Here is a 23952-nt window from a genome sequence, read left to right as displayed (position 1 = left end):
ACCTGTGCGGGAGCGGGGAACCGTAGTTCGGCGGTAGCGTCGATGGTGCGGGCCGCGGCGGTGTGGCTCGTACGGGAGGTCCTGACCGTGACTGAGTTGATCAGTACGAGGGGGCCGGCACCCGGCCCTCGTGGCATCTGACGGCAACGTCAGGTCCCATCAGGACGGACCGGTCCAGCGAGATCGTTCGTGCGGGTGCCGCGCGGACAAAGAGGAGCCCACCGTGACTGCTTCACGCTCCGTTCCCGCTCCCTCGGCGCAATCCCGTTCCGCGAAAGGCGGAACCGCCGCGAAGGGGGCACACCCCTCGCATTCCCCGGCCGATACCTTCGTCATCGACACGTCGGTCCTTTTGTCCGATCCTTGGGCTTTCACCCGGTTCGGCGAACACGACGTGGTGCTACCGCTGGTCGTCATCAGCGAACTCGAAGGCAAACGGCATCACCATGAACTGGGCTGGTTCGCGCGGGAAGCCCTGCGCAACCTGGACGATCTTCGCCTGCAGCACGGCAGGCTGGATCAGCAGGTGCCGATCGGCACCGAGGGTGGAACGCTGCAGGTGGAACTGAACCACACCGATCCCGCGGTCCTTCCGGTCGGCTTCCGCACCGACACCAATGATTCCCGAATCCTGGCCTGCGCACTGAATCTGGCGGCCGAGGGCCGCCAGGTGGTGCTGGTGTCCAAGGACATTCCGCTGCGGGTCAAAGCGAGTGCGGTGGGCTTGCAAGCCGACGAATACCACGCACAGGACGTCGTTACATCCGGCTGGTCCGGAATGGTGGAACTCGACGTCAGCACTGCGCAGATCGACCAGCTCTACTCCGATTCCGTCCTCGATATCGATGACGCCCGGGAACTGCCCTGCCACACCGGAATCCGGCTGTTGGGCAGCAGCTCCAGCGCACTCGGCCGGGTCACCCCGGACAAGCGGGTGCAGCTGGTGCGCGAACGCGAGGCGTTCGGCCTGCACGGCCGATCCGCCGAGCAGCGCATCGCGTTGGATCTGTTGCTGGACGAGAGCATCGGCATCGTCTCGCTCGGCGGCCGGGCGGGCACCGGCAAATCCGCGCTCGCGTTGACCGCGGGCCTGGAGGCGGTGCTGGAGCGGCGAACTCAGCGAAAGGTGGTGGTCTTCCGTCCGCTCTACGCGGTCGGCGGCCAGGAGCTCGGCTACCTGCCCGGTAGTGAGAGCGAGAAAATGGGTCCGTGGGCCCAGGCGGTCTTCGACACGCTCGACGGGCTGGCCAGCCGCGAGGTGATGGAGGAGGTGCTCGCCCGCGACATGCTGGAGGTGTTGCCGCTCACCCACATTCGCGGTCGGTCGCTGCACGACTCGTTCGTGATTGTCGACGAGGCCCAGTCGCTGGAACGCAACGTGCTGCTCACGGTGCTGAGCCGGCTCGGCACCGGTTCACGCGTGGTGCTCACCCACGACGTGGCCCAGCGGGACAACCTGCGCGTCGGCCGGCACGACGGTGTCGCCGCGGTGATCGAGAAGCTCAAGGGTCACCCGTTGTTTGCTCACATCACGCTGACCCGCAGTGAGCGCTCGCCGATCGCGGCGCTCGTGACCGAGATGCTGGAGGAGTACGGCCCCAACGCCTGAGTTGGGTGGTGTGTTTCCGCTCACAATCGCCGGGTAATATCCCTGCGATAGCTGTTCGGTATGACCCGGCGTGTCCCTGGTGGATTCGCCGGGTCATTGCTGAACATCGGCCTAGGCTGCCAGCGGCGTCACCGAGTCGGCGACGTCTCGTAGCCACTTTCGAGAGGATGGAAATGCACCACTTCGCTCGACGAACGGCTGGATACACCGCCCTGCTCGCCGCAGCAGGCCTGATCGTCGCCGGCTGCAGCAAGGACGACGACAAGAACGACAACAACGCGGCGGCCTCGATCACCACCACCGCGGCCGCGATGCAGCACGGCGAGGAGCACGCCTCGAGTGCCGCGGAGGAGACCAAGATCGCCACACAGCGCGGTGACCTCACGGTCTCCGGTGCGATTTTCGACAAGTACGTGCAGTCCGGCGGTCCGGCCGGCGCGCTGGGCGCTCCGCTGGAGGCGCAGGAGTCCGGCCCCGAGGACGGCCATTACCAGGACTTCGTCGGCGGCACGGTGTACAAGGCCAAGGACGGCGAAGCGCACATCGTCTGGGGCGAGATCCGCAAGGCGTGGGAAGACAACGGCGGCGCCATGGGCAAGCTCGGCTACCCGACCAGCGACGAGAAGGACATCGCGGGCGGCAAGGAGAGCGACTTCTCCGGCGGCACCATCACCTGGGTCGACGGCAAGACGACGGTCACCCCGAAGCAGTAGTCGGTGCGGCGTCCGGGACGCCCCGACCGGTCCCGGACGCCCGTCCAGTCTCATTCCAAAAATCCCCGTATCACGGGCTCAACCGCTAGGTTGTCTAGGTGCAAACTCTCTTGACCGATCGCGAGTTGCTCGAATCCCTCGCGCTGGACGTGGAATCCATTCTGCGTCGTCACATCGACGCCGCCGACGGATGGCAGCCGCACGACTTCGTGCCGTGGGACGACGGCCGCAACTTCGCGTTCCTGCACGGCACCGACTGGGCGCCGGAGCAGTCCGAGCTCAGCGACGTCGCCAAGACCGCGTTGACCGTCAGCGTGCTGATCGCGGACAACCTGCCCTCGTATCACCGCGAGCTCGGCAAATACCTGCGCACCGGCGCGTGGTGGCGCTGGGTCGGCCGGTGGACCGCCGAGGAGAACCGCCACGAGATCCTGATCCGCAATTTCCTCATGACGACCAGGGCGGTGGACCCGGTCGCGCTGGAGCGGATGCGGATGGACAACATGACCACCGGCTTCCGGCGCCCCGGCATGCACCTGCTCGACGTGCTGGCCGCCTGCGCGTTCGAGGAGCTCGCCGCCGCGATCCGGCACCGCAACACCGCCGCGTTGGGCGAGAGCCCGATGGTCACCGCGATCGCCGAGCGCATCGCGGTCGACGACGAGCTGCAGGCGGTCGTGTTCGCCGAGCTGGTCGAGGCGGGCCTGAACCTGGCGCCCGATCAGGCGATGCGTGCCATCGCCGACCAGGTGGCGGGCTTCGTGGTGCCCTCGGTGACGCTGGCCGACGGGCGCAACAGCGACGACGTGCTCGCCGAGGCCGGGATCTACGATCCGGCCAAGCAGGACGAGCTGGTGTTCAAGCCGCTGCTGCAGCGGTGGAACGTCTTCACGCGGACCGATCTGGGTGAAGCGGGCGAAAAGGCTCGCGAAGAACTCGCGTATCTGCGCTGAATTACTCCCGGTCGGCGCGTGGTTTTCCGCGCCGACCGGATTTTCTTTCTTGCGCCGCGAAAGTGTGATGAAACACACGCGGCATTGCTCGCGATTAGCTGAGTACATCCGCAATCTGCGGAAGCAAGAAAGGAAAGAATCATGATCGCTGCAATTGTTGCTGGCCTCGTCGCACTAGTCGGTGTCGGCGCGTCTGCGTTCCTTGCCGCACTCGGCATCTTTTTGTGATGCCCGGCGCGGGTATGCCGACTTCGGCTGACATACCCGCGCACACGCTCGTTCGGGCGTCACGTTGGACCATGAGGGTGTGCAACGTGACGCCCGACGTAGCGTCGAAACTAGTTGCTAATCAACGTCTTTGACCTTCGCCATCGACAGCACGTCCAGCCGCCGGTCGAGTTCTGCCTCGGTGAGCTTTTCATCGAGCAGGCCGCGATCGATAACCGTCTGTCGAATTGTCTTCTTCTGCTTCAACGCTTCCTTGGCGACAGCAGCCGCTTCTTCGTAGCCGATTGCCGAATTCAACGGCGTCACAATGGACGGCGACGATTCCGCCAACGTGCGCAGGTGATCGACATTGGCGACCAGGCCGCGCACACACCTATCGGCGAACAATCGAGAGACATTGGCCAGCAAGCGAATCGACTCGAGCAGATTGCGTGCCATCACCGGGATATAGACATTCAGCTCGAAGGCGCCGTTCGCGCCGCCGAACGCGACCGCGGCGTCATTACCGATCACCTGTGCCGCGACCTGCGTAACCGCCTCGGGCAGTACCGGATTGACCTTGCCGGGCATGATCGAACTGCCGGGCTGCAGATCGGGCAGCTGGAGCTCGCCGAGACCGGTCAGCGGTCCCGAGCCCATCCAGCGAATGTCGTTGGCGATCTTGGTGAGGCTCACCGCTACGGTCCGTACCGCACCCGACGCCTCGACCAGCCCGTCCCGCGCCGCCTGCGCCTCGAAGTGATCCGCCGCCTCGCGCAGCGCGTCGAGACCGGTCGAACGAACCAGCTCCGCGACGACCTTCCCGCCGAAACCATCAGGCGCGTTGAGACCGGTGCCGACGGCCGTGCCGCCGATGGGCAGCTCACCGAGGCGCGGCAGCGTCGCCATCAGGCGGTCGATGCTCGCGGCGATCTGGCGGGTGTAGCCGCCGAACTCCTGCCCGAGCGTCACCGGCACCGCGTCCATCAGATGGGTGCGGCCCGACTTGACCACGGTCCGCCACTCGGTCGACTTGTCCTGCAGGGCAAGCCGCAGGTGGTCCAGCGCGGGCACCAGGTCGGTGATGACCGCCTCGGTGGCGGCCAGATGCACGGCGGTGGGGAAGGTGTCGTTGGACGACTGCGACATGTTCACGTCGTCGTTCGGGTGTACCGCGACGCCGTTCGCCTTGGCGATCGAGGCGATCACCTCGTTGGCGTTCATGTTCGAGCTGGTGCCCGAGCCGGTCTGGAACACGTCGATCGGGAACTGCTCGTCGTGCTTGCCCTCGGCGATCTCGTTCGCCGCGCCGATGATGGCGTCGGCCTTGGCCGGGTCGAGCAGGCCGAGGTCCCGATTCACCTTGGCGCAGGCGGCTTTCAGCAGGCCGAGCGCGCGGATCTGCGCGCGCTCCAGGCCGCGTCCGCTGATCGGGAAGTTCTCCACGGCCCGCTGGGTCTGTGCCCGCCACAGCGCGTCCACCGGAACCCGGACTTCGCCCATAGTGTCGTGCTCGATGCGGTACTGCGTCTCCTCCGTCATGGTTTCGACCCTATGCCGCACCAAGGTGCCGTGGGGCTGCCACGCCTGTAGTGATTCGCACACGCCACGCCCGGAATAAGAAAGACGCGCAGGCAAGAAAGCCTGCGCGCCACAATCGGACCGAATGTGTCCCTCATCCCGTCTGCCCCAACGAAGGCGCCCTTCGGTCGAACCGACAGCCCGACCGAGGGGGACCGTCGGTCGGGCCGGCCGAGTGAAGGGCGCCTTCGGTCGGATCAGGGGAGCGGGGGAACGGCGTGCTCGTCGCCGATGAAATCGACCGAGGAGTACTCGCGGAGCTTGGTGAGGCGGTGGTAGGCGTCGATCATCCGGACCGTGCCGGACTTGGAGCGCATCACGATCGACTGGGTGGACGCGCCGCCGCCGTAGTAGCGGACGCCGCGCAGCAGATCGCCGTCGGTGACGCCGGTCGCGCAGAAGAAGACGTTGTCGCCGGCCACCAGGTCCTCGGTGGTGAGCACGCGGTCCAGATCATGGCCCGCGTCGATCGCCTTCTGCCGTTCGTCGTCGTCGGTGGGGGCGAGCATGCCCTGCAGTTCGCCGCCCATACAGCGCATGGCCGCGGCGGCGATGATGCCCTCGGGCGTGCCGCCGACGCCGACCAGGATGTCGGTGCCGGAATCGGGACGGGCCGCGGCGATGGCGCCCGCGACGTCACCGTCGGAGATCAGCCGGATGCGCGCGCCGGCGTCGCGGACCTCCTGGATCAGCCCGGCGTGCCGGGGCCGGTCCAGGATGCAGACGGTCAGATCCGACTTCGACAGGCTCTTGGCCTTGGCGACCCGGCGGATGTTCTCGCCGATCGGCACGGAGATATCGATCACGTCGGCGGCGTCCGGGCCCACCGCGATCTTGCTCATGTAGAACACCGCGGACGGGTCGAACATGGCGCCACGCTGGGCGACCGCGAGCACCGCGATAGCGCCGGGGGAGCCCTTCGACATCAGCGTGGTGCCGTCGACCGGGTCCACCGCGAAGTCGACCTCGGGGCCGGTGCCGTCACCGACCAGTTCGCCGTTGTACAGCATGGGCGCTTCGTCCTTCTCGCCCTCGCCGATGACAACGACGCCGCGCATGGACACCGAGTTCACCAGCTGCCGCATCGCGTCGACGGCGGCGCCGTCGCCCCCCTCCTTGTCGCCGCGGCCGACCCACCGGCCAGCGGCCATCGCACCGGCCTCGGTGACGCGGACCAGCTCTAGCGCGAGGTTGCGGTCCGGCGCCTCGCGGCGGCTCGGTGTCGGGGAAGATGCCGTCATTGCGGGGTGCCTCCTGTGCGTTGGTACGTACCGGACGATTGTCTCACTCGAACTGAGACGGGCGTACACCCTGCTCGCTGGGGCGGGGTGCGAGCTCGAGCACCCGACCCGCGAGTGGATACTGAGTGCGTGTCCCCACAAAAGCCACGCATCATGAACGACTACCGGGATCTGTTCTGGTCGTTGATCCCGCTCGTGTTGATCGCCGTGGTTTTCGCAGGCCTCGCGAGCCAATGCAGCTTTGCCGCAAAGGGTCCGACGCAGGGACAGATTCCGCACTTCGACGTGAAGGCGGCGTTGACTTCGGACGCGCGCAGCCTGCCGTTCCCCATTCGGAACCCGGCCGTCCCCAGTGACTGGACCCCGAACTCCGGCAGCCGCGAGAACGTCAGCGGCACCGGCGGCGGACCGATCAGCACTGTTGGCTATATCACTGGCCACGGCTCCTACATGCGCTTCAGCCAGAGCAACGCGACCGAGGAATCGATGTCGCGCTTCGTCCTCGGCTCCCGCTACGCCAGCGGCACCGAGCAGATCGGCGACCAGAAATGGATCGTCTACGCCGAGCCCGGCTCGGAATCGGCTTGGGTGGCCGACCTCGGCCAGTCGCGCGTGCTCATCACCGGTGCCGGACAGCGCGATTCGTTCGTCACGCTGGCCCAGGCGATCACCGCGGCGCAGCCGATCAGCAAGCCTTGATGTGCTAGCGGTGGCTGACCACGTTGACGATGGTGCCGCTGGGATCGCGGACGAAGAAGCGGCGCACGCCCCACTGCTCGTCGGTCAGCGGATAGACGATGTCGGCGCCCGCGGCGGTCATCGCCGCGTGCACCGCGTCCACGTCATCGACCTCGACGCTCATGTTCGGCTGTAGTTTTTCCGCGCCGGGGCCGACGAGTAGCACCTGGGCGGTGGGGTTGTCCGGGGAGGCCATGGTGACGACCCAGCCGAGGTTCATCGCCTCTTCGAAGCCGAGCAACTTGTAGAAGTCGCGGCTGCCCTCGATGTCGGTGGTGTGGATGTCCGGCGTGGCCCGGCGGATCGTCATTTGTCGTCCTCGAGATCGGTGCGCGAGAGTGCGTCCTCGACGCGCTTTCTGGCACCGGCCAGGTGTTCCTCGCAGCGATTGGCCAGCGCCTCCCCACGCTCCCACAGGGCAAGTGACTCGTCCAGGTCGAGACCGCCCTGCTCGAGCATCTTCACGACATTGACCAGTTCGTCGCGGGCGCGCTCGTAGCCGAAGGTGGCGATCTCGGCCAGTTCGGTCTCCCGGGGGTCGGCAGGCGGCGGAGCCGACGGGGTGGGTAGATAACTGCCGGGCTCGGCCAAGGTCAGCTCCTCCTTGTTTCGGTGTCTTCGGGTCGTGCGCCAAGTGCCTTGGTGCCGAGTGCGGCTGCGGTTACCGCGCCGTCGGCGACCCTGATGCGCAGCTGGCTGCCCGCGGGTGCGTCTTCGATCGTGCGCACCACATGTCGTTCGGTGCCCGCGACGCGCTGCACGACAGCGTAGCCACGGGCCAGGGTGGCGGCCGGACCCACCGCGGTCAGCTTCTCGCGCAGGTGCCTGGTCGCGGTGGCCTCGGTGCGGATGAACTGCTCGGCGGTGCGTCGGGCCGAGGCGCGCAGGCGCTCGATTTCCTCACGGCGCCGGTCGATTTCGCGCAGCGGGTCGGCGAGCACGGGACGCGAGCGCAGCTGGGTCAGCGCGCGGGTTTCCCGATCCACCCAGCCGCGCAACGCGGCGGCGGAGCGGGCGCGCATATCGCGCACACCGGCCAATTCCGCGGCGGCGTCGGGGACAACGCGCTTGGCGGCGTCGGTGGGTGTGGCGGCGCGCAGATCGGCGACCAGATCGCTGAGCGGATTGTCCGGCTCGTGGCCGATCGCGCTCACGATCGGGGTGGTGGCGGCGACGATGGCGCGGCAGAGCGCCTCATCGGAGAACGGCAGCAGATCCTCGACGCTGCCGCCGCCGCGGGCGAGCACGATCACCTCGACGGCCGGGTCGCGGTCGAGCTGCGCCAGCGCTTCCAGCATCTGCGACACCGCGGTCGGTCCCTGCACCGCAGTATTGCGGATCTCGAAACGCACTGCGGGCCAACGATTTCTGGCCACGGTCAGCACGTCGCGCTCGGCGGCGCTGGCCCGGCCGGTGATCAGGCCGATGGTCTTGGGCAGGAACGGGATCGGCCGCTTGAGCCGAGGATCGAAGAGTCCCTCGGCGGCCAGCAGCGCCTTGAGCCGCTCGATGCGGGCGAGCAGCTCGCCGATGCCGACCGGGCGAATCTCGATGACGCGCAAGGACAAGGTGCCCCGGCCGGTGAAGAACGACAGTTTGCCGTAGACCACGACCCGGCTGCCCTCCTGCAACGGGATCGGGGACTTGCGGATCAGATCCGGGTCACAGGTCACCGAGAGCGACATGTCCGCGGACGTGTCACGCAGCACCAGGAACGCGGTGCGGGTGCCCGGCCGCAGATTGATCTGGGTGATCTGCCCCTCGACCCAGATGCTGCCGAGCCGATCGATCCACTGCGCGACCTTGATCGCGACGGAGCGGACCGGATACGGCTGCTCGGCGGAATTCGCGGGCGCGGCCTGCCCCTGCGGTTGGTCGGTGCGCTCGGGTTGACCGGGGGTGTCCCGGCCAACCGTCGACGGTGGTGTCCGGGGTTCGGTCACTGGGCCCGCACGGTGGCGATCCGATTCGTCAGCATGGTCACGAACGGCGCCCTGGCGCGGGTCTGCTGCTCGTAGTCCAGCAGCGCGGCGAGGTCTTCGATGGTCAGCATGCGCAGGCGGGCGCGCAGCTGAGCCAGGGTCATGTTGGCGTAGTCGTAGCGGGTGGCTACTTCCGGCTCATCGATCGCCGGCGCGGGTTCTTCCGCACGGACGATCTCCGGCTCTGGTTCCGGCGCAGCGGTTTCCGGGTCGGCGACGAAGTCGACCGCGTGGCCGTTGCGCTCGGCCGGGGTTTCCCGGGCAGGGAAGGGCGATTCGGGTTCTTCGGTGGCGTACAGATCGAAACGGCTGGTGCGCGCCGTCGCGCTGTGCGGGGTTTGCTCGCTGTCGAGGTCCTCGTCGAAGGTGGCCCACTCCGGCTGTTCTTCCGGAGCGTTGCCCAATCGATCGAAAACCGCGTCGCCCTTGAGTGCGAGGCTGGTCACGAACTGCTGGACGTGCATCGTCGTCTGCAGCATCTGACTGATGGCGGTGATCGGCAAATTCATTGCGGCCGTGGGTAGCCGGCGAGTTTCCTCAATGGCGTATACGGCGGCCCCGGCGGCTACCCGGGCCAGGAACGGTGGTCGAAACATGGTCCTAGCCTGCCCGAAATGGTGTGCTATGCAAAGGTCGGGGCTCACGGGAGTGATTCTGGCGCATAGAACCGCAGGCGCGGAGCGCGCCTCGCCGCCGCGCGGACAGTTCGCGGGCGCAATGCCCGGACGGCGCGGAGTCGGTGCACGCACGTAAGCTGTCGGCATGTCCACGGCCATACCCTTGAACGTCGGAATCGCCCGCTCGTCGGGTGCCGGAACCGCCGATACCGTCGGCGGCAAGCGGGTGCTGCTCGCGGAGCCGCGTGGGTACTGCGCCGGCGTGGACCGAGCGGTCGAAACCGTGGAGAAGACGCTGGAAAAGCACGGTGCGCCGATCTACGTGCGCAAGGAGATCGTGCACAACCGCCACGTCGTGGAAACACTGCGTGAGCAGGGCGTCATCTTCGTCAACGAGACCGACGAGGTGCCCGAGGGCTCGGTGGTCGTGTTCTCCGCGCACGGTGTTTCGCCCGCGGTGCACACCTCCGCCGCCGCACGCAATCTGCACACCATCGACGCCACCTGCCCGCTGGTCACCAAGGTGCACCAGGAGGCGAAGCGGTTCGCCCGCGACGACTACGACATCCTGCTGATCGGCCACGAAGGCCACGAGGAGGTCGAGGGCACGGCGGGCGAGGCACCCGATCACGTGCAGCTGGTGGACGGCCCGGCCTCGGTGGACAAGGTCACCGTGCGCGACGAGTCGAAAGTGATTTGGCTCTCACAAACCACGCTCAGCGTCGACGAGACGATGGAGACCGTGCAGCGGCTGCGCGAGCGTTTCCCCGCGCTGCAGGATCCGCCCAGCGACGACATCTGCTACGCCACCCAGAACCGTCAGGTCGCGGTCAAGGCGATGGCACCCGAATGCGATCTGGTGATCGTCGTCGGCTCGCGCAACTCGTCGAACTCGGTGCGCCTGGTCGAGGTCGCCCTCAACGCCGGCGCCAAGGCCTCCTACCTGGTCGACTATGCCCGCGAGGTGGACCCCGCCTGGCTCACCGACGTCCGCACCATCGGCATCACCTCCGGCGCCTCGGTCCCGGAGATCCTGGTCCGCGGCGTCCTGGACATGCTGGAAGAGCACGGCTACGCCGACGTCCAGCCGGTCACCACGGCCAACGAAACCCTCGTCTTCGCCCTCCCCCGAGAACTCCGCACCACCCGCGCGCGTTAAACGAGTCCGCGCGTAAATCCGTCGCGTTGCGTCGGCCTGGCCTGGCACCATCGCCGAATGCCAACAGCCATGACGTCCGACCAGCTCGCCACCCGCACGTCGCGAGCGGTCGATGCGGCCGTCACCGCGGGACGTGACCTCGGACTGACGGTGCTCGACCCGGTGATCCTGCACGATGTGTTCTCCGTTGTCGTGCACCTTGCTCCAGCACCGGTGGTGGTCCGCGTACCGACTGTCCTGCCCTCGCCCGCTGACCCGGACACCCAGGCCGCGCGCCAGCGGGTAGAGCTCGATGTGGTGGCGTGGCTCGCCGAACAGGGCACCCCGGTGATTCCGCCGAGCCCGCTGGTGCCGCGAGAACCGGTGCGGCGCAACGGTTTCTCGATGACGTTCTGGCAGTTCGTCGAGCAGGACACAACCGTCGAACCCGACTACGTGCACAACTGCGCCCTGGTCGCCGACCTGCACGCCGCGCTTCGTGACTACCCGGGTGAGCTGCCGTTCCTGTCCTCGGCCGATCCGGCGACGGTCACCGAGAGTCTTGCCGCCCTCGCGGCACGCCCCGATCTGATCGACCCTGCTGATCTCGACCGTGCACAGCGTGAATGGGCGGTCCTGGAACCGGTCCTCCGGTCGCGTGCGGCGTTCGAGGCGGAGTTCCCCGGCGTCGGTGTACAGCCGATCCACGGGGACTCGCCTGCGGTCAATATTGTCCGCACCACGAGTGGTGCGTTGTATGCCGACTTCGAGCTGGCCACCGTCGGACCGGTCGAATGGGATCTGGCGTTTCTCGGCCCCGAGTGCGAGGCCGCCTACAACGCCGCGGCAGCGCGCCGCGGACTGCGACAGTTGGACCAGCGCGTGATGCGCTTCATCAACGCGGTAGGCATGGTCAAAACGCTGTCGTGCCTCGTGCTCGTGCCGCAGCTGCCCATGCTCGGGGAGGCGTTGAAACCGGCCATCGAGAACTGGCGAACGACGCCGTTTTACGGGGCCGTCAGTAACTGACGCCCCGAGAGCTACAGGTTTTCCGGCCTGCGGCGGTCGGTGCGGCTCGAATCGCGTTCGCGGTAGCGGACATTGGGCTGAGGGTGCGGGGGCGGCATTTCGCCGCGACGGCGCGGGGGATTGCCGCGGGGTGGTTCGGCGTCCGCGCGCGGGGCGGCCGCGGCGGGGCGGGCGCCGGTGCGCGGGGCCGGGCGGCCCTCGCGGGGGCGGGCGGAGCCGGCGACTCGCGGCGGGGCGTCGGCCACCGGAGTGGCGGCCCGGCGGGACGGTCGTGGGGCGTCTTCGACAGGGTCCAGATCGTCTGCGTCGTCCTTGGGGCGGCGGGTGCGGCGGCGGGCCGAGTCGGCGAGACCGGTGGTACCGGCCCGGCCGGTGCGCGGGCGCTTGGTGCCGGGCCGGCCCCAGCTTTCGCTGCGCTTGGACTCGGTCGCGCCGCCCGCGGCGTCGCTGCGGCGCTGCAGCGCGATGCGCGCGCCGCCGATCAGCAGAACCAGCGCGGTGGCCAGGAACATGGTGGGGAACCGCTCGACCAGCGGGACCGCCAGTTTCAACAGGATCTCGGTGATCGAGCTCATCGCGACGCCGGTCAGCTGCTTGTAGGCCAGCGGAACGGCGATGAACAGCAGCAGCGGCGGCAGCACCATGGTGGTGAACAGGCCGCGATAGCGGACGGTGAGTACGGCTGCGACACAACCGACGACGTATAGCGCGGCGAAGGTACCGGTCAGGTCGGTACTGTCGCCGTTCGCATCGATCAAGAAACCCAGAAACGTGCAGGCAACCGCGATCAGGACAGCCGCGCCCACCGGGAGACCCGGGACCGTCGGCAGTATCGAGCGTTGCGGCGCGGGCACCCGGGTTCGCACACGTTGGGAAGCAGCCACATTATGAACACTAACCTTCGACGCCTCGGACGGCGTTATGGCACGGCGGTTGTCCCGGCTAATCGTCGGCGTCGGCGAAGCCCACCGCGCGTGGCCACGAATCAACCCGCTGGATTGCCGGCACCTCCTGTTCCGCTATCTCCAGGTCGTGCAGTTTGCGCGCGGTGACCATGACCCGCGATTCCACCGAGGCCACCGTGTAGTTGAACGCGTCGACGGCCTTGCCGAGTTGCGCGCCGAGCCGGTCCAGATGCCTGCCCGTCATGCCGAGCCGGGCGTACAACTCCTTGCCCAACTGCTGCACCGTCGCCATATCCCGGGACAGCGCCTCCTGCCGCCAGCCGAACGCGACCGTGCGCAACAACGCGATCAGCGTGGTCGGCGTCGCGAGGATCACGTTCCGGCCGAACGCGTACTCCAGCAAGCCCGAGTCGGTGGTCAGCGCGGCATCCAGGAACGGATCGCCGGGCACGAACAGCACCACGAATTCCGGTGCCGGATCGAACGCGGCCCAGTACGCCTTGTCGGCCAGCTGGTCGATGTGCCCGCGCAGGTGTTTCGCGTGCCTGGTCAGGTGCTCGGCTCGCATGTCGGGATCGTCGACCATGCTCGCGTCGAGATAGGCGCTGAACGGCACCTTGGCGTCGACCACGATGTGCCTGCCGCCGGACAGATTCACCACAAGGTCGGGGCGCACGTTGCCGGTGCGGTCACCGTCACCGTCGCCACGGGCGGCGCGGGTCACCTGGGTGTCGAAGTCGACATGCCTGGTCATCCCGGCCAGCTCGACCACCCGCTCCAGCTGGATCTCGCCCCACCGCCCGCGCACCTGCGGCGCCCGCAGCGCGGCGACCAGCTGACTGGTCTGGCTGGTGAGCTGCAGCGAGGTGCGCTGCATGCCCGCGACCTGCTCGCGCAGGCTCGAATACGCGTTGATCCGATGGTGTTCGACCTGCTGGATGTGCTGGTTCAGCGCGCCGACCGCATCGCGCAGCGGGTCGACCATGGCGCCGATCGCATGCGAATGCCTGCGCGCCGCATCCTCGTTCGCCGCGGTGAGCGACTGCCGCAACAGGTGCTCGTTGTCGGTGGCCGCCGCGAGTCTCGCCTCCGCCGACGCGGCCCGCTGCCCGGCCCGGGCGGCATGGCCGAGCCAGCCGAGCCCTACCCCGGCGGCGAACACCAGCATCAGTGCGACGAGCATCGGTGCGGTCATAGCGCCGATAGTGCCGTAACCCACCGACAAGAACGCGCGAGTCGGCAATTACGCAGCGCCGTGTCGGCAAACATAATGGTCAAGCCGTACATACGCCGCTGGGCGACGCGGTCAGTCATGACGCGGCAACCGAATTCGTGACCCGCGTCGCTCGGCGGCCATCGATCCGGTACCGCCGGGGCTGTTGGGCTGCCCGCTGCGACGCCGAAAACCACACTCGCGGTTGGACTATGCGCCGGACGACAGGACGAGCGCGGATCGGCCGCTCGGCATGTGCGGACGCCGCGGAATAGCCATCGGAGTGCCGGACGAATCACCGCTGACACGCCGCACAAAACGACGGCTATCCGACACGGCGGGCTCGGCAATTGAATTGTGTCGGTGCGGTGGCCTACGGTTTCGCGGATGCGGATGCTGCACACCTCGGACTGGCACATCGGGCGCACCTTCCACGGCGTCGATCTGCTTGCCGACCAGGCTCGTTCGCTGGCCGCGATCGCCGAGCTGGTGGCCGAGGAGTCGGTCGAGGTGGTGGTGCTGCCCGGCGACGTGTACGACCGATCCATTCCGAGCGCCGACGCGATCGCCGTGTGCAACCGCGGCTTCGAGGCCATCCGTGCGGCTGGCGCCCGCATCGTCGCCACCTCCGGCAACCACGACTCGCCCGCGCGACTCGGCGCGGGCGCGAGCTTCGCGGCGGCGGGCGGGCTGTACCTGCGCACCACCGTCGCCGAGGCCGACCGACCGGTACTGCTCGACGACGAGCACGGTCCCGTGGCGTTCTACGGCATCCCGTACCTGGAGCCGGATATCACCCGCGCGGAACTCGGTGTGCCGCAGGCGCGTTCGCATGCCGACATCCTCGACGCCGCCATGCGCCGGATCCGCGCCGACATCGCCCGGCGGGACGGCACCCGCACGGTGGTACTCGCGCACGCCTTCGTCGTCGGCGGCGAGGCGACCGGTTCGGAACGCTCGATCTCGGTCGGCGGCGTGGAGACGGTGCCGATGTCGGCCTTCGACGGCATCGACTATGTCGCCCTCGGCCACCTGCATTCCCCGCAGACACTGTCGGAGTCCGTGCGCTATTGTGGCTCGCCGTTGCCGTATTCGTTCGCCGAGAGCTCGCACCGCAAGGCGGTGTGGGTCATCGAGCTCGACGCCGCCGGACTGCATTCGGTCGAGCGGCGCGACCTGCCCGTGGTGCGCGGGCTGACCAAGCTCACCGGAACCCTCGACGAACTGCTCACCGACGCGAGCCACGCGCCCGCCGAAGAGCACTACGTTTCCGCGGTGCTCACCGACTCGACCCGCCCGGTCGACGCGATGCGCAAGCTGCGCGAACGGTTCCCGCACGCGGTGCACGTCGAGTGGGTGCGGCCGGAGGGCAACCCGGAGCTGCGCTACCGTGAGCGGGTGCACGGCCGTCGCGATACCGAAGTAGCGCAGAGCTTCCTCACCGACGTTCGCGGTGTGCCGAGCGCGGGCGAAATGGCTTGGCTGGAGCGGGCACTCGCCGCCGCCGTCGCGGAACCCGATCATCTGCTGACGGCCGACTCGGCAGCGGAACTCTCGGCGTGAGAGCGCGCCGAGCGGAGCGCCCCGTGCCGCCGAACGGCGGTCGTGGCCACGCGACGATGGACGGTGCGGCTGCATGAGGCTGCACAAGCTGGAGATGACCGCCTTCGGCCCGTTCGCCGAAACCACGGTCGTCGACTTCGACGCGCTCGGCGCCGACGGGCTCTTCCTGCTGCACGGACAGACCGGCGCGGGCAAGACCACCGTGCTCGACGCGATCGCGTTCGCGCTCTACGGCCGGGTCCCCGGCGCACGCGGCGAAAGCAAGCGCCTGCACTCCGATCACGCGCCGGAACAGACTCCGCCGCAAGTGATCCTGGAGGCCACCCTCGGCGGACGGCGGGTGCGACTGACCCGCATTCCCGAATTCGAACGCCCGAAGCTGCGCGGCACCGGCATGCGCACCGACCCCGCCAAGGCGACGCTGGCCTGGCTGGACGGGCGCGGCGAAAACCTCTCCCGGATACCCGATATCGGCGACGAGATCATCCGGCTGCTCGGCATGAGCGCCGATCAGTTCTTCCAGGTGGTGCTGCTGCCGCAGGGCGACTTCGCGCGATTCCTGCGGGCGGACAACGAAGATCGCGAGAAGCTGCTCGAAAAGCTTTTCGACACCGAACGATTCGGCAGCGCCGAACAATGGCTCGCGGACAAGCGCCGCGCCTCCACCGCCGACCTCGATTCCCGCAAGCAAGGCATCGACCGGCTGATCGCGCAGGTCGGCGTCGCGGCCGGGGCCGGTGCGGCCGAAACTCTCGGCCCGCTGGAGGCCGTCGGCTGGTCGCAGGAGCTGCTCGCCACCGCGCGGACCGACCTGACTGCTGCGGCGTCGGAAGCCGAACGCTGCCAACAGGAGTCGGGCCGCGTGCGCACGCTCGCCGAGGAGCAACGCCGCCTGCACGAGCTACGCCGCCGCATGTCCGCCGCCCGCAAGCAACTCGACGACTACGCCGCCTCGGCCGACCAGCGCACCGCCCTGCAGGCCGAACTCGCACTGGCCCGCCGCGCCGAGCCGGTCGCTGCCGCCATCGATGAGGCCCGCGACGCCGTCATGCAGATGCGCCGCAAAGACACCGAAACACTCACCGCCAGCCACCAATTGGCCGCACGCCTGCTCGAGCCCGCCGGTGCCGACCTCGGCGGTGTCGAGTTGGTCTGGGTAGAGCACGCGGACGCAGACAGCGTTGATCCAGCGACAAGCGGCGCGGCAACCGATGATGCCGAGCCGTCGGGTGTCCGGCCGCTACGTGCGAATCGCCCTGGTACCGAGTCGAATCGCGCGAGGACGGCCGAAAATGGGGCGACCCGCGCTACCGAGGGAACTTCCGCCTCACACGCGGACGCTCAGCAGCAGGGTGTCCGGCCGCTACGTGCGGATCGTTCTGATACTGAGCGCAATCGGCTGGGGGCGGCTGAAACCGTGGCCCGCTCCGGCGGCCAACGGGTTATCAGAGACGACGCCGACATCGATGCCGCGATCAGGCGCTGGAGCGCGCAGATCGGCGGACTGGACGAGGTGCGGGCCGATGCGACCGCGGCCACTCGGCTCACCCGAGAGCTGGCGGGGCTGCGCGACGAAGATGCGGCGCTCAACACCCAGGTGACCAAGCTGACTCGGCTGCGTGAACAACTCCCGGGCTCCCTCGCCACTCTCGAGGCTCGCCTGCGTGAGGCGACGAACGCTGCCGCCACGCTGCCGACCCTGACCGCTGAATGCGAGCGGTTACAGACCGCGGCCGCGGCCGCGGTCGAACTCGCCTCCCGCAAAACAGGTTTGGACCACGCCCGCGTCGAGTTCGAGACGGCCCGTGCCGCGCACAACGACGCCAAGGAGCGCGTCCTCGATCTGCGCGAGCGCAGGCTGGCAGGCATGGCCGCCGAACTCGCCGATGGGCTGACCGACGGCCAGCCGTGCACGGTCTGCGGCTCGGCCGATCACCCGGCACCCGCCCGTCCCACCGCCACCGCCGTCTCCAAGGACGCCGAAGAGGCCGCGGTGACGGCCGAGCGCGCCGCCGAGGACGCGCGTGACCGCGTGCTGGCCCGAATCACCACCCTGGAACGTGAGATCGAGGCGCTCATCGCCCGCGGCGGCGACGCCGACCGGGTCGAACTGGCCGCCGCTCTCCGCACCGCCACCGACCGCTACGAGGACACCGCCGAATTGGCGGCCCTCGCCGACGGCCTGACCGCCGAACTCACCCGCCTGCGCACCGACGAGGCCCGCCTGCACGACGAACTCCGCGAATCCGATTCGCGCCGAAGCACCGTCGCCGCGAACGTCGCCACCGCGACCACCCGCCTCGCCGAGCTCAACGACCGCCTCCGGGCCGCGGCGGGCGCCGACGAAACCATCGACCGCCGCTACGCCCGCCTCACCGCCCTCGTCGCCGACGCCACCACCCTCCGCGAGGCCCGCGCCGATGCTGCGGCAGCCCGCGAACAGGTCGCCGTCATCGCCGACCGCGTCGAAAACCTCGCCCGCGCCGCAGGTTTCGTACCCGAGAACGAAGACAAGCAGCGGCGAGCTGAGGCAACGGCCGGCGCGGCGGCAGTGCGCCATACGGCCGGTGCGGCAAATAATGAATCGAGCAATCGGGTCGCGACGCCGACCGGCGATGCGGCGACCGCACGCGCTGACGATGCGGCGACCGCTGACGACTCGGCCACCGAACCGGCACCTCGAGCGGCAATGGTCGAGGCACCCCGGGATGTCGTGACGCGACTGACCGCATACGCGCGCGTCGTCACCGCAGCGAGCCGCACTTCGCAACGCCAGTCCGACATCGAGGCCGAGCTGACCAACGCCGACCGCACCCGCGCACACGCGGAAGCCGTTCTCGCAGAACCGGAAATCCAAGCGGCCGCATCAACCGAACCCGGCGACCTGACCGAGCTCGAGTCCGCCGTCGCCGCCGCGCAAACGCAGCTGAACAGCGCCGTCGCCGTGCACGCGGAGGCGACCAGGCGGGTCGGTCTGCTGGAAGACCTCGGCGGCCAACTCTGGGCAGCGGTGGACCGCATCGCCCCGCTGCAACGCACCCATGACGAACTGGCCGGACTCGCCGAGGTGGTGGCGGGCCGCGGCGAGAACAACCGCCGGATGTCGCTGCGCTCTTATGTGCTCGCGGCCCGCCTGGAAGAGGTCGCCCAAGCGGGTTCGCTACGCCTGCGCCGAATGTCCGGCGGCCGTTACGAATTCGTACACTCCGACAAGGCAGGCCCACGCGGCCGCCGCGGCGGTCTCGGCCTGGACATCCGCGACGATTACACCGGCGCCATCCGGCCCGCCAAAACCCTCTCCGGCGGCGAAACCTTCATGGCCTCCCTGTCTTTGGCACTCGGCCTGGCCGACACCGTCGCCGCCGAATCCGGCGGCCTGGTGCTCGACACCCTCTTCATCGACGAGGGCTTCGGCGGCCTCGACGCCGACACCCTCGATGCGGTGATGGGTGTTCTCGACGAACTCCGCGCGGGTGGCCGCGTGGTCGGCGTCGTCAGCCACGTCGATGAGATGCGCCAGCGCATCCCCAGCCGCCTGCACGTCCGTCGTGGCCGCACCGGCTCCCACCTCGAGGCCACCGTCGCCTGAGCGCGGCGATCACGCCTCGTGATCGAGCAGCCAGCGCTTGATCGGCAGACCCCAGCGGAACCCGCCGAGCGCCCCGCCGATGCGGTAAATGCGGTGGCACGGCACGAACAGCGCCGCCGCGTTGCGCGCGCACGCGTTGGCCGCGGCACGGGTGGCGTCGGGTCGACCGGAGCGGGCGGCGTACTCGGTGTAGGTGATCGGTGCGCCTGCCGGCACCTTGCGCAGGACTTCCCAGGCGTGCATGAGGAATTCGCCGGACTGCTGACGGACCGGGACGTCATCGATCGCGGTCAGATCACCGTCGTGATAGGCGGTGATGATCTGGGTGAGCGCACCGAGCGAATCCCGTTGCCGCAGTTCGGCCGGACGCAACGTCGAGTGGATCACGGGGTGCAGGTCGTCCACGTCGGCGGTCCAACCGGCGGCCAGCACGGCCCCATCGGCGTCGACCACCGCGGTGAACGGTCCGATCGGCGTCTCGACGGTCGCGAAATCCGCAGTGGTGACCCCGATCTGGCGCTTGATCGGGCGAACAACGGTGGTGGCGTTCATGCTTCGGCGCTCGCTTTCGATGAGGCTGGCTTGGTCTTGGCTCGCGCGGCGCGATCGGTCAGCGCCGCCTTCCACAGATGCATGGACAGATAAGAGCGCCACGGCGCCCAACGCGCGGTGTCGGACAGGTCGATGCCGAGCACCGCGGCACCCTGCCGGACCACCAGATCGGTGTTCAGCAGCACGTCCGGGTCGGCGAGCAGGCGCATGGTCACGTAGTCGGCTGTCCACGGGCCGACTCCGTCCAGGGCCAGCAGGTCGCGACGCAGGTCAGCGGCGGTGCGACCTTGATGCAACGCGAGCTCGCCACTCGCCAATGCCTCGGCCGCGCCGATGATCGAGCGAATCCGCCGCGTCGGACCGGTGAGCACCTCGGCACCGCGCTCGGCGATCACCGCCGGGGTGGGGAACAACAGGGGGATCGGCCCGTCGACCCGATCGCCGAGCGCATCGACCAGCCGTGCCGTGTGCGTCGCCGCCGCCGATACCGAGATCTGCTGCCCGATCATGGTGCGCAGCAACAGTTCCGGCCCGTCCAGGCAGCCGGGCACCCGAATGCCGGGGGAGAAGACCGGCCGTCGCCCATCGCAGGGGTCGAGTTCGGCGTCCGGTGGTGATCCGGCGCCCGCGTCCGGCAGCCGAGTGGTGTCCGGGTCGGTCAGCTCCGGTGTCGAAACCCGCTGTCCCGGAGCGATACCCAGCGCCTCGTCGATGCCGATCGGGTCGGCGTCGAGGTCGAGCAGGTGCCGCAGTCGCGCCACTGTTGGCGCCAGGTCGCGCATGTCGTGCAGGGCCAGCTCGGCCCGTACGTGGTCGCGCTGGAAGCTGAGCCGGGTCGTCGCGTGGCCGTGCGGCGTGCGCAGATTTCGGGTGTAGGCGCGGTTCTCCCACAGCTCCATACCGGGTGCCACATGCGAGGAGAGGAACCACTCCAGCCAGGCCCGATCCAGCGGCTCGCGGTAGGGCAACCGCAGGCTCAGCGTGCCGTTGACGGCGGGCACCTGGCGCGCGTTCGAGGTGGACTTCGCCCGGTTCGCCTCGGTCCGCATGGTGGTCGGGCTGACCGCGAACACCTCGCGCACCGTGTCGTTGAACTGGCGGATGCTGGCGAATCCGGCCGCGAAAGCGATGTCCGACATCGGCATTGCCGTCGTCTGGATCAATAGTCGGGCGGTATGCGCCCGGTGCGCGCGGGCCAGCGCCAGCGGCCCTGCGCCGAGTTCGGTGGTGAGCACGCGGGTCAGCTGCCGCTGCGAATAGCCGAGCGTGGCGGCCAGCGCGGGGACGCCGCCGCGTTCGATCACGCCGTCGCCGATCAGCCGCATCGCGCGCGCGGCCAGGTCGGCGCGGGTGTTCCAGAGCGGCGATCCGGGGGCCGCGTCGGGCAGGCACCGGCGGCAGGCGCGGTAGCCTGCCTGCTGCGCGGCCGCCGCGGTCGGCAGGAACGACACGTTGACCCGTTTCGGCGTGATCGCCGGACACGAAGGGCGACAATAGATTCCGGTGGTTCGCACCGCGGTGAAGAACTGCCCGTCGAAGCGGGAATCCCTGGTCGAAACCGCCCGGTAGCACCGCTCGAAATCCAACGCCGTGATCGTCACGCCAACCACAATGTCAGCTGCGGCCATCCGCCGCTAGCGGAAATCTGCCACCACCCCTCGTTCGCATCGGATGGAGTCGCGAACGCGCAGATCAGCCCCTACCCCGGCGGGCGGAGCGGCGCCCTCATCGCGTCGCTCCGCCGTGCCTCAGCAGCAGCGATTTGTCGGGTTGTTATCCGCGTCCGCGTGTCTGGTCCGCCAGTACTCGCGTTCCGTCGGCACCGCGCAGCCGGGATGGTTGCGCGCCAGATGGTCGACGTAGCGCCGATAGTCCTGCCCGCCGAGGATCGAGTTGAACCACCACACCGCTGCCGCACAACCCCTTCGAGCGGCACGCAGGCCCCGCACGGCAGCCGATCGACTGCCGTGCGGGGCGACGTGCACGGTCATTGCGTCGCTTTCACCTGCGCGGCGCCCGGCGCTCGGACCTTCCCGGCGGCGATCAAGGCGTCCCATTCCCGTTGCACCTCCTTCTCCTCGGCGGTCGCGAGGAAGGACGTCGGCGCGAAGATCTTCGACGGCTCGTCCGGCGATTCGCTGTCCGGTCCGCCGCCCGCGCGCCAAGCCCGCACACAGACGATCAAGCCGACGATCGCCACGATCAACACCAGCACCGCGAAGATGATCGACAGGCTGCCCTGGATGAAGGTGTTGCGCACGACCTTGTCCATATCGGCCGCGGTCTTGGCGGGCGCCAAGATCTTCCCCGCATCGACCGCGGCGACATAGTTGCTGTGCTGCTTCCAGTAGCCGATGTTCGGGTCGGCGGAGAAGATCTTCTGCCAGGACGCCGTCATCGTCACGATCAGATCCCAGATCAGCGGGATCGCCGGAATCCAGGCCCACTTGACCAGGCCCTTCTTGATCACGATGGTCAGCACCACGGTGAGCGCGATCGCGGCGAGCAGCTGGTTGGAGATGCCGAACAGCGGATACAGCGTGTAGATGCCGCCGAGCGGATCGGTGACACCCATCAGCAGCACCGAGCCCCACGCGGCGACCACGATCGCAGAGCAGAGCCACGCACCGGGCCGCCAGGACGGATCCTTGAACTTCTTGGCCGGGCCGCCGAGGTTGCCCAGCGAGTCCGACAGCATGAAGCGCGCGACACGGGTGCCGGCGTCGATCGTGGTGAGGATGAACAGCGCCTCGAACATGATCGCGAAGTGGTACCAGAACGACTTGAGGCCGCTGCCGCCGAGGAACCGGTGCAGCACCTCGGACATGCCGACGGCGAGCGTCGGCGCGCCACCGGTCCGGGAAACAATGCTGGTCTCGCCGACGTCCTTGGCCGCCTGGGTCAGCTCAGCAGGGGTGATCGGATTACCGCTCAGGCCAAGGCTGTTGGTGTAGGCGGCCGCCTTCTCCGCGGTGCCGCCGGTCAGGCCTGCGCTCGCGTTCATCGCGAAATACAGGTGCTGGTCGATGATGCTCGCGGTGATGATCGCCATGACGGCGACGAACGACTCCATCAGCATGCCCGCGTAGCCGATCATCCTGGCCTGCGACTGCTTCTCCAGCAGCTTCGGCGTGGTGCCCGAGGAAACCAGCGAGTGGAATCCGGACAGCGCGCCGCAGGCGATGGTGATGAACAGGAACGGGAACAGGCTGCCCGCGAACGCCGGGCCCTTGCCGGATCCGGCGAAGTCGGAGACGGCGGGCGCCTTGAGCACCGGCATGGTGATCAGGACACCGACCGCCAGCAGGACGATGGTGCCGATCTTCATGAAGGTCGACAGGTAGTCGCGCGGCGCGAGCAGCAGCCATACCGGCAGCACCGAGGCGATGAAGCCGTAGCCGATGAGGAACCACGCGATGGTGGTGCCCGACAGCGTGAACAGGTCCTGGCCCCAACCGGATCCGGCGACCCAGTTGCCGGAGATGATGGCCAGCAGCAGCAGCGCGAACCCGATAATCGAGACCTCACCGACCTTGCCCGGCCGGAAGAAGCGCAGGTAAACGCCCATGAACAGGGCGATCGGGATGGTCATCGAGATGGAGAACACGCCCCACGGGCTGCCGCCCTGCAGCGTGCCGTCCTTGCCGGGCGTCGCGGCCAGCGCGTTCACCACGACGATGCCGAGCACCGCGAGCAGGATCATCATGATCACCAGCACGGCGATGATCGCGGCGACGCCGCCGACCGCGCCGAGCTCGTCGCGGGCCATCTGTCCGAGACTGCGGCCGCGGCGGCGGGTCGAGGCCCACAGCACCAGGTAGTCCTGCACCGCACCGGCGAAAACGACGCCGATCACGATCCAGATGGTGCCGGGCAGATAGCCCATTTGGGCGGCGAGGACGGGGCCGACCAGCGGGCCCGCGCCGGCGATGGCGGCGAAGTGGTGCCCGAACAGCACCCGCCGGTCCATCGGCATGTAGTCCTTGCCGTTTTCCAGGATCTCGGCGGGCGTGGCCTGGTCGTCACGCGGTTTGACGATCTTGTATTCGATGAGCCTGGAATAGAACTGGTAGGCCAGCACGTAGGTGGCCACGGCCGCGACCACGATCCACACCGCGTTGACCGACTCGCCGCGGGAGATGGCCAGGACGGCCCAGGCGATCGCGCCCACCACGGCGATCGCGGCGAAAATGCCCTTCTTGACTGGGGTAATAGGCGAACGGTCCACGACACCCACGGGAGGTAGGTCGGGATCTGTCCGGAGGTATTCGATGGTCGCCATGCGAACTACTCTCCCGTGAAATCGAGCTTGCTGAAACGAT

General features: G+C 68.5%; 20 protein-coding genes. 8 read left to right on the top strand and 12 right to left on the bottom strand.

The window, feature by feature from the left end; translation table 11 throughout:
• Window positions 1-223 precede the first annotated feature (223 nt).
• The 3 genes from ABZ942_RS12645 to ABZ942_RS12635 all read left to right on the top strand — a co-directional run bounded on the left by ABZ942_RS12645 (window position 224) and on the right by ABZ942_RS12635 (window position 3275).
• A complete protein-coding gene (locus ABZ942_RS12645) occupies window positions 224-1609 on the top strand; it encodes a PhoH family protein (protein ID WP_150402248.1) in 1386 nt (461 codons plus the stop codon).
• Window positions 1610-1776: 167 nt separating this feature from the next.
• Window positions 1777-2322 (top strand): esterase, encoded by a 546-nt coding sequence (locus ABZ942_RS12640; protein ID WP_357381202.1) that lies wholly within the window; start codon window positions 1777-1779, stop codon window positions 2320-2322.
• Between the two features lie 98 nt (window positions 2323-2420).
• A complete protein-coding gene (locus ABZ942_RS12635) occupies window positions 2421-3275 on the top strand; it encodes an acyl-ACP desaturase (protein WP_357381200.1) in 855 nt (284 codons plus the stop codon).
• A gap of 345 nt (window positions 3276-3620) precedes the next feature.
• Here ABZ942_RS12635 and ABZ942_RS12630 read toward each other — a convergent pair whose 3' ends face one another.
• Complete coding sequence (locus ABZ942_RS12630; RefSeq protein ID WP_357381198.1) at window positions 3621-5024, bottom strand: class II fumarate hydratase; 1404 nt, start codon at window positions 5022-5024, stop codon at window positions 3621-3623.
• Between the two features lie 236 nt (window positions 5025-5260).
• The gene (glpX, locus tag ABZ942_RS12625; RefSeq protein WP_357381196.1) at window positions 5261-6304 is read right to left on the bottom strand and encodes a class II fructose-bisphosphatase; all 1044 of its coding nucleotides are present in this window, start codon (window positions 6302-6304) and stop codon (window positions 5261-5263) included.
• Window positions 6305-6433: 129 nt separating this feature from the next.
• On the opposite strand from glpX, the gene ABZ942_RS12620 reads away from it, so the two are divergent.
• On the top strand, window positions 6434-7003 hold the full coding sequence (locus ABZ942_RS12620) for a DUF4245 domain-containing protein (RefSeq protein WP_357381194.1): 570 nt from the start codon (window positions 6434-6436) through the stop codon (window positions 7001-7003).
• Between the two features lie 4 nt (window positions 7004-7007).
• On the opposite strand, the gene ABZ942_RS12615 is transcribed toward ABZ942_RS12620, so the two are convergent.
• From ABZ942_RS12615 to ABZ942_RS12600, 4 genes are all read right to left on the bottom strand, one after another.
• Entirely contained in the window at window positions 7008-7352 is a 345-nt protein-coding gene (locus ABZ942_RS12615) for a VOC family protein (protein WP_357381193.1), read from the bottom strand.
• Complete coding sequence (locus tag ABZ942_RS12610; protein WP_357381889.1) at window positions 7349-7564, bottom strand: exodeoxyribonuclease VII small subunit; 216 nt, start codon at window positions 7562-7564, stop codon at window positions 7349-7351. The genes ABZ942_RS12615 and ABZ942_RS12610 overlap by 4 nt, the downstream gene beginning before the upstream one ends.
• A 71-nt stretch (window positions 7565-7635) precedes the next feature.
• Complete coding sequence (gene xseA, locus ABZ942_RS12605) at window positions 7636-8985, bottom strand: exodeoxyribonuclease VII large subunit (protein ID WP_357381192.1); 1350 nt, start codon at window positions 8983-8985, stop codon at window positions 7636-7638.
• On the bottom strand, window positions 8982-9620 hold the full coding sequence (locus tag ABZ942_RS12600; RefSeq protein WP_357381190.1) for a lipid droplet-associated protein: 639 nt from the start codon (window positions 9618-9620) through the stop codon (window positions 8982-8984). Before ABZ942_RS12600 ends, xseA begins: the two co-directional genes overlap by 4 nt.
• A gap of 166 nt (window positions 9621-9786) precedes the next feature.
• Here ABZ942_RS12600 and ABZ942_RS12595 point away from each other — a divergent pair, with 166 nt between their 5' ends.
• Together ABZ942_RS12595 and ABZ942_RS12590 are read left to right on the top strand one after the other, a co-directional pair.
• Window positions 9787-10800 (top strand): 4-hydroxy-3-methylbut-2-enyl diphosphate reductase, encoded by a 1014-nt coding sequence (locus ABZ942_RS12595; protein WP_357381188.1) that lies wholly within the window; start codon window positions 9787-9789, stop codon window positions 10798-10800.
• A gap of 57 nt (window positions 10801-10857) precedes the next feature.
• Window positions 10858-11808, top strand: a complete 951-nt coding sequence (locus ABZ942_RS12590; protein ID WP_357381186.1) for a phosphotransferase — start codon at window positions 10858-10860, stop codon at window positions 11806-11808.
• 11 nt (window positions 11809-11819) lie between these two features.
• On the opposite strand, the gene ABZ942_RS12585 is transcribed toward ABZ942_RS12590, so the two are convergent.
• Window positions 11820-12692: a DUF6542 domain-containing protein gene (locus tag ABZ942_RS12585; protein WP_357381184.1), complete on the bottom strand. Its 873-nt coding sequence runs from the start codon at window positions 12690-12692 to the stop codon at window positions 11820-11822.
• A 58-nt stretch (window positions 12693-12750) separates the two neighbouring features.
• Window positions 12751-13908, bottom strand: coding sequence for a DNA recombination protein RmuC (locus tag ABZ942_RS12580; RefSeq protein WP_357381182.1), 1158 nt, complete (start codon window positions 13906-13908; stop codon window positions 12751-12753).
• 405 nt (window positions 13909-14313) lie between these two features.
• Here ABZ942_RS12580 and ABZ942_RS12575 point away from each other — a divergent pair, with 405 nt between their 5' ends.
• Both ABZ942_RS12575 and ABZ942_RS12570 read left to right on the top strand, forming a co-directional pair.
• Window positions 14314-15489, top strand: coding sequence for an exonuclease SbcCD subunit D (locus ABZ942_RS12575; RefSeq protein ID WP_357381181.1), 1176 nt, complete (start codon window positions 14314-14316; stop codon window positions 15487-15489).
• A 73-nt stretch (window positions 15490-15562) separates the two neighbouring features.
• Window positions 15563-19078, top strand: coding sequence for an AAA family ATPase (locus ABZ942_RS12570; protein ID WP_357381179.1), 3516 nt, complete (start codon window positions 15563-15565; stop codon window positions 19076-19078).
• A 9-nt stretch (window positions 19079-19087) separates the two neighbouring features.
• Here the strand turns inward: ABZ942_RS12570 and ABZ942_RS12565 are convergent, their stop codons facing one another.
• The 4 genes from ABZ942_RS12565 to ABZ942_RS12550 all read right to left on the bottom strand — a co-directional run bounded on the left by ABZ942_RS12565 (window position 19088) and on the right by ABZ942_RS12550 (window position 23912).
• Complete coding sequence (locus ABZ942_RS12565; protein ID WP_357381177.1) at window positions 19088-19630, bottom strand: methylated-DNA--[protein]-cysteine S-methyltransferase; 543 nt, start codon at window positions 19628-19630, stop codon at window positions 19088-19090.
• The gene (locus tag ABZ942_RS12560; RefSeq protein WP_357381175.1) at window positions 19627-21258 is read right to left on the bottom strand and encodes an Ada metal-binding domain-containing protein; all 1632 of its coding nucleotides are present in this window, start codon (window positions 21256-21258) and stop codon (window positions 19627-19629) included. Before ABZ942_RS12560 ends, ABZ942_RS12565 begins: the two co-directional genes overlap by 4 nt.
• Before the next feature lie 120 nt (window positions 21259-21378).
• Window positions 21379-21621, bottom strand: coding sequence for a YbdD/YjiX family protein (locus tag ABZ942_RS12555; RefSeq protein ID WP_357381173.1), 243 nt, complete (start codon window positions 21619-21621; stop codon window positions 21379-21381).
• Window positions 21618-23912, bottom strand: coding sequence for a carbon starvation CstA family protein (locus ABZ942_RS12550; RefSeq protein WP_357381171.1), 2295 nt, complete (start codon window positions 23910-23912; stop codon window positions 21618-21620). Before ABZ942_RS12550 ends, ABZ942_RS12555 begins: the two co-directional genes overlap by 4 nt.
• Window positions 23913-23952 lie beyond the last annotated feature (40 nt).

It is taken from the genome of Nocardia sp. NPDC046473, assembly GCF_040645995.1.
Lineage (GTDB): Bacteria > Actinomycetota > Actinomycetes > Mycobacteriales > Mycobacteriaceae > Nocardia.
The sequence above is the reverse complement of the archived record's forward strand: the minus strand, read 5'-3'. Positions and strand labels throughout refer to the sequence as shown.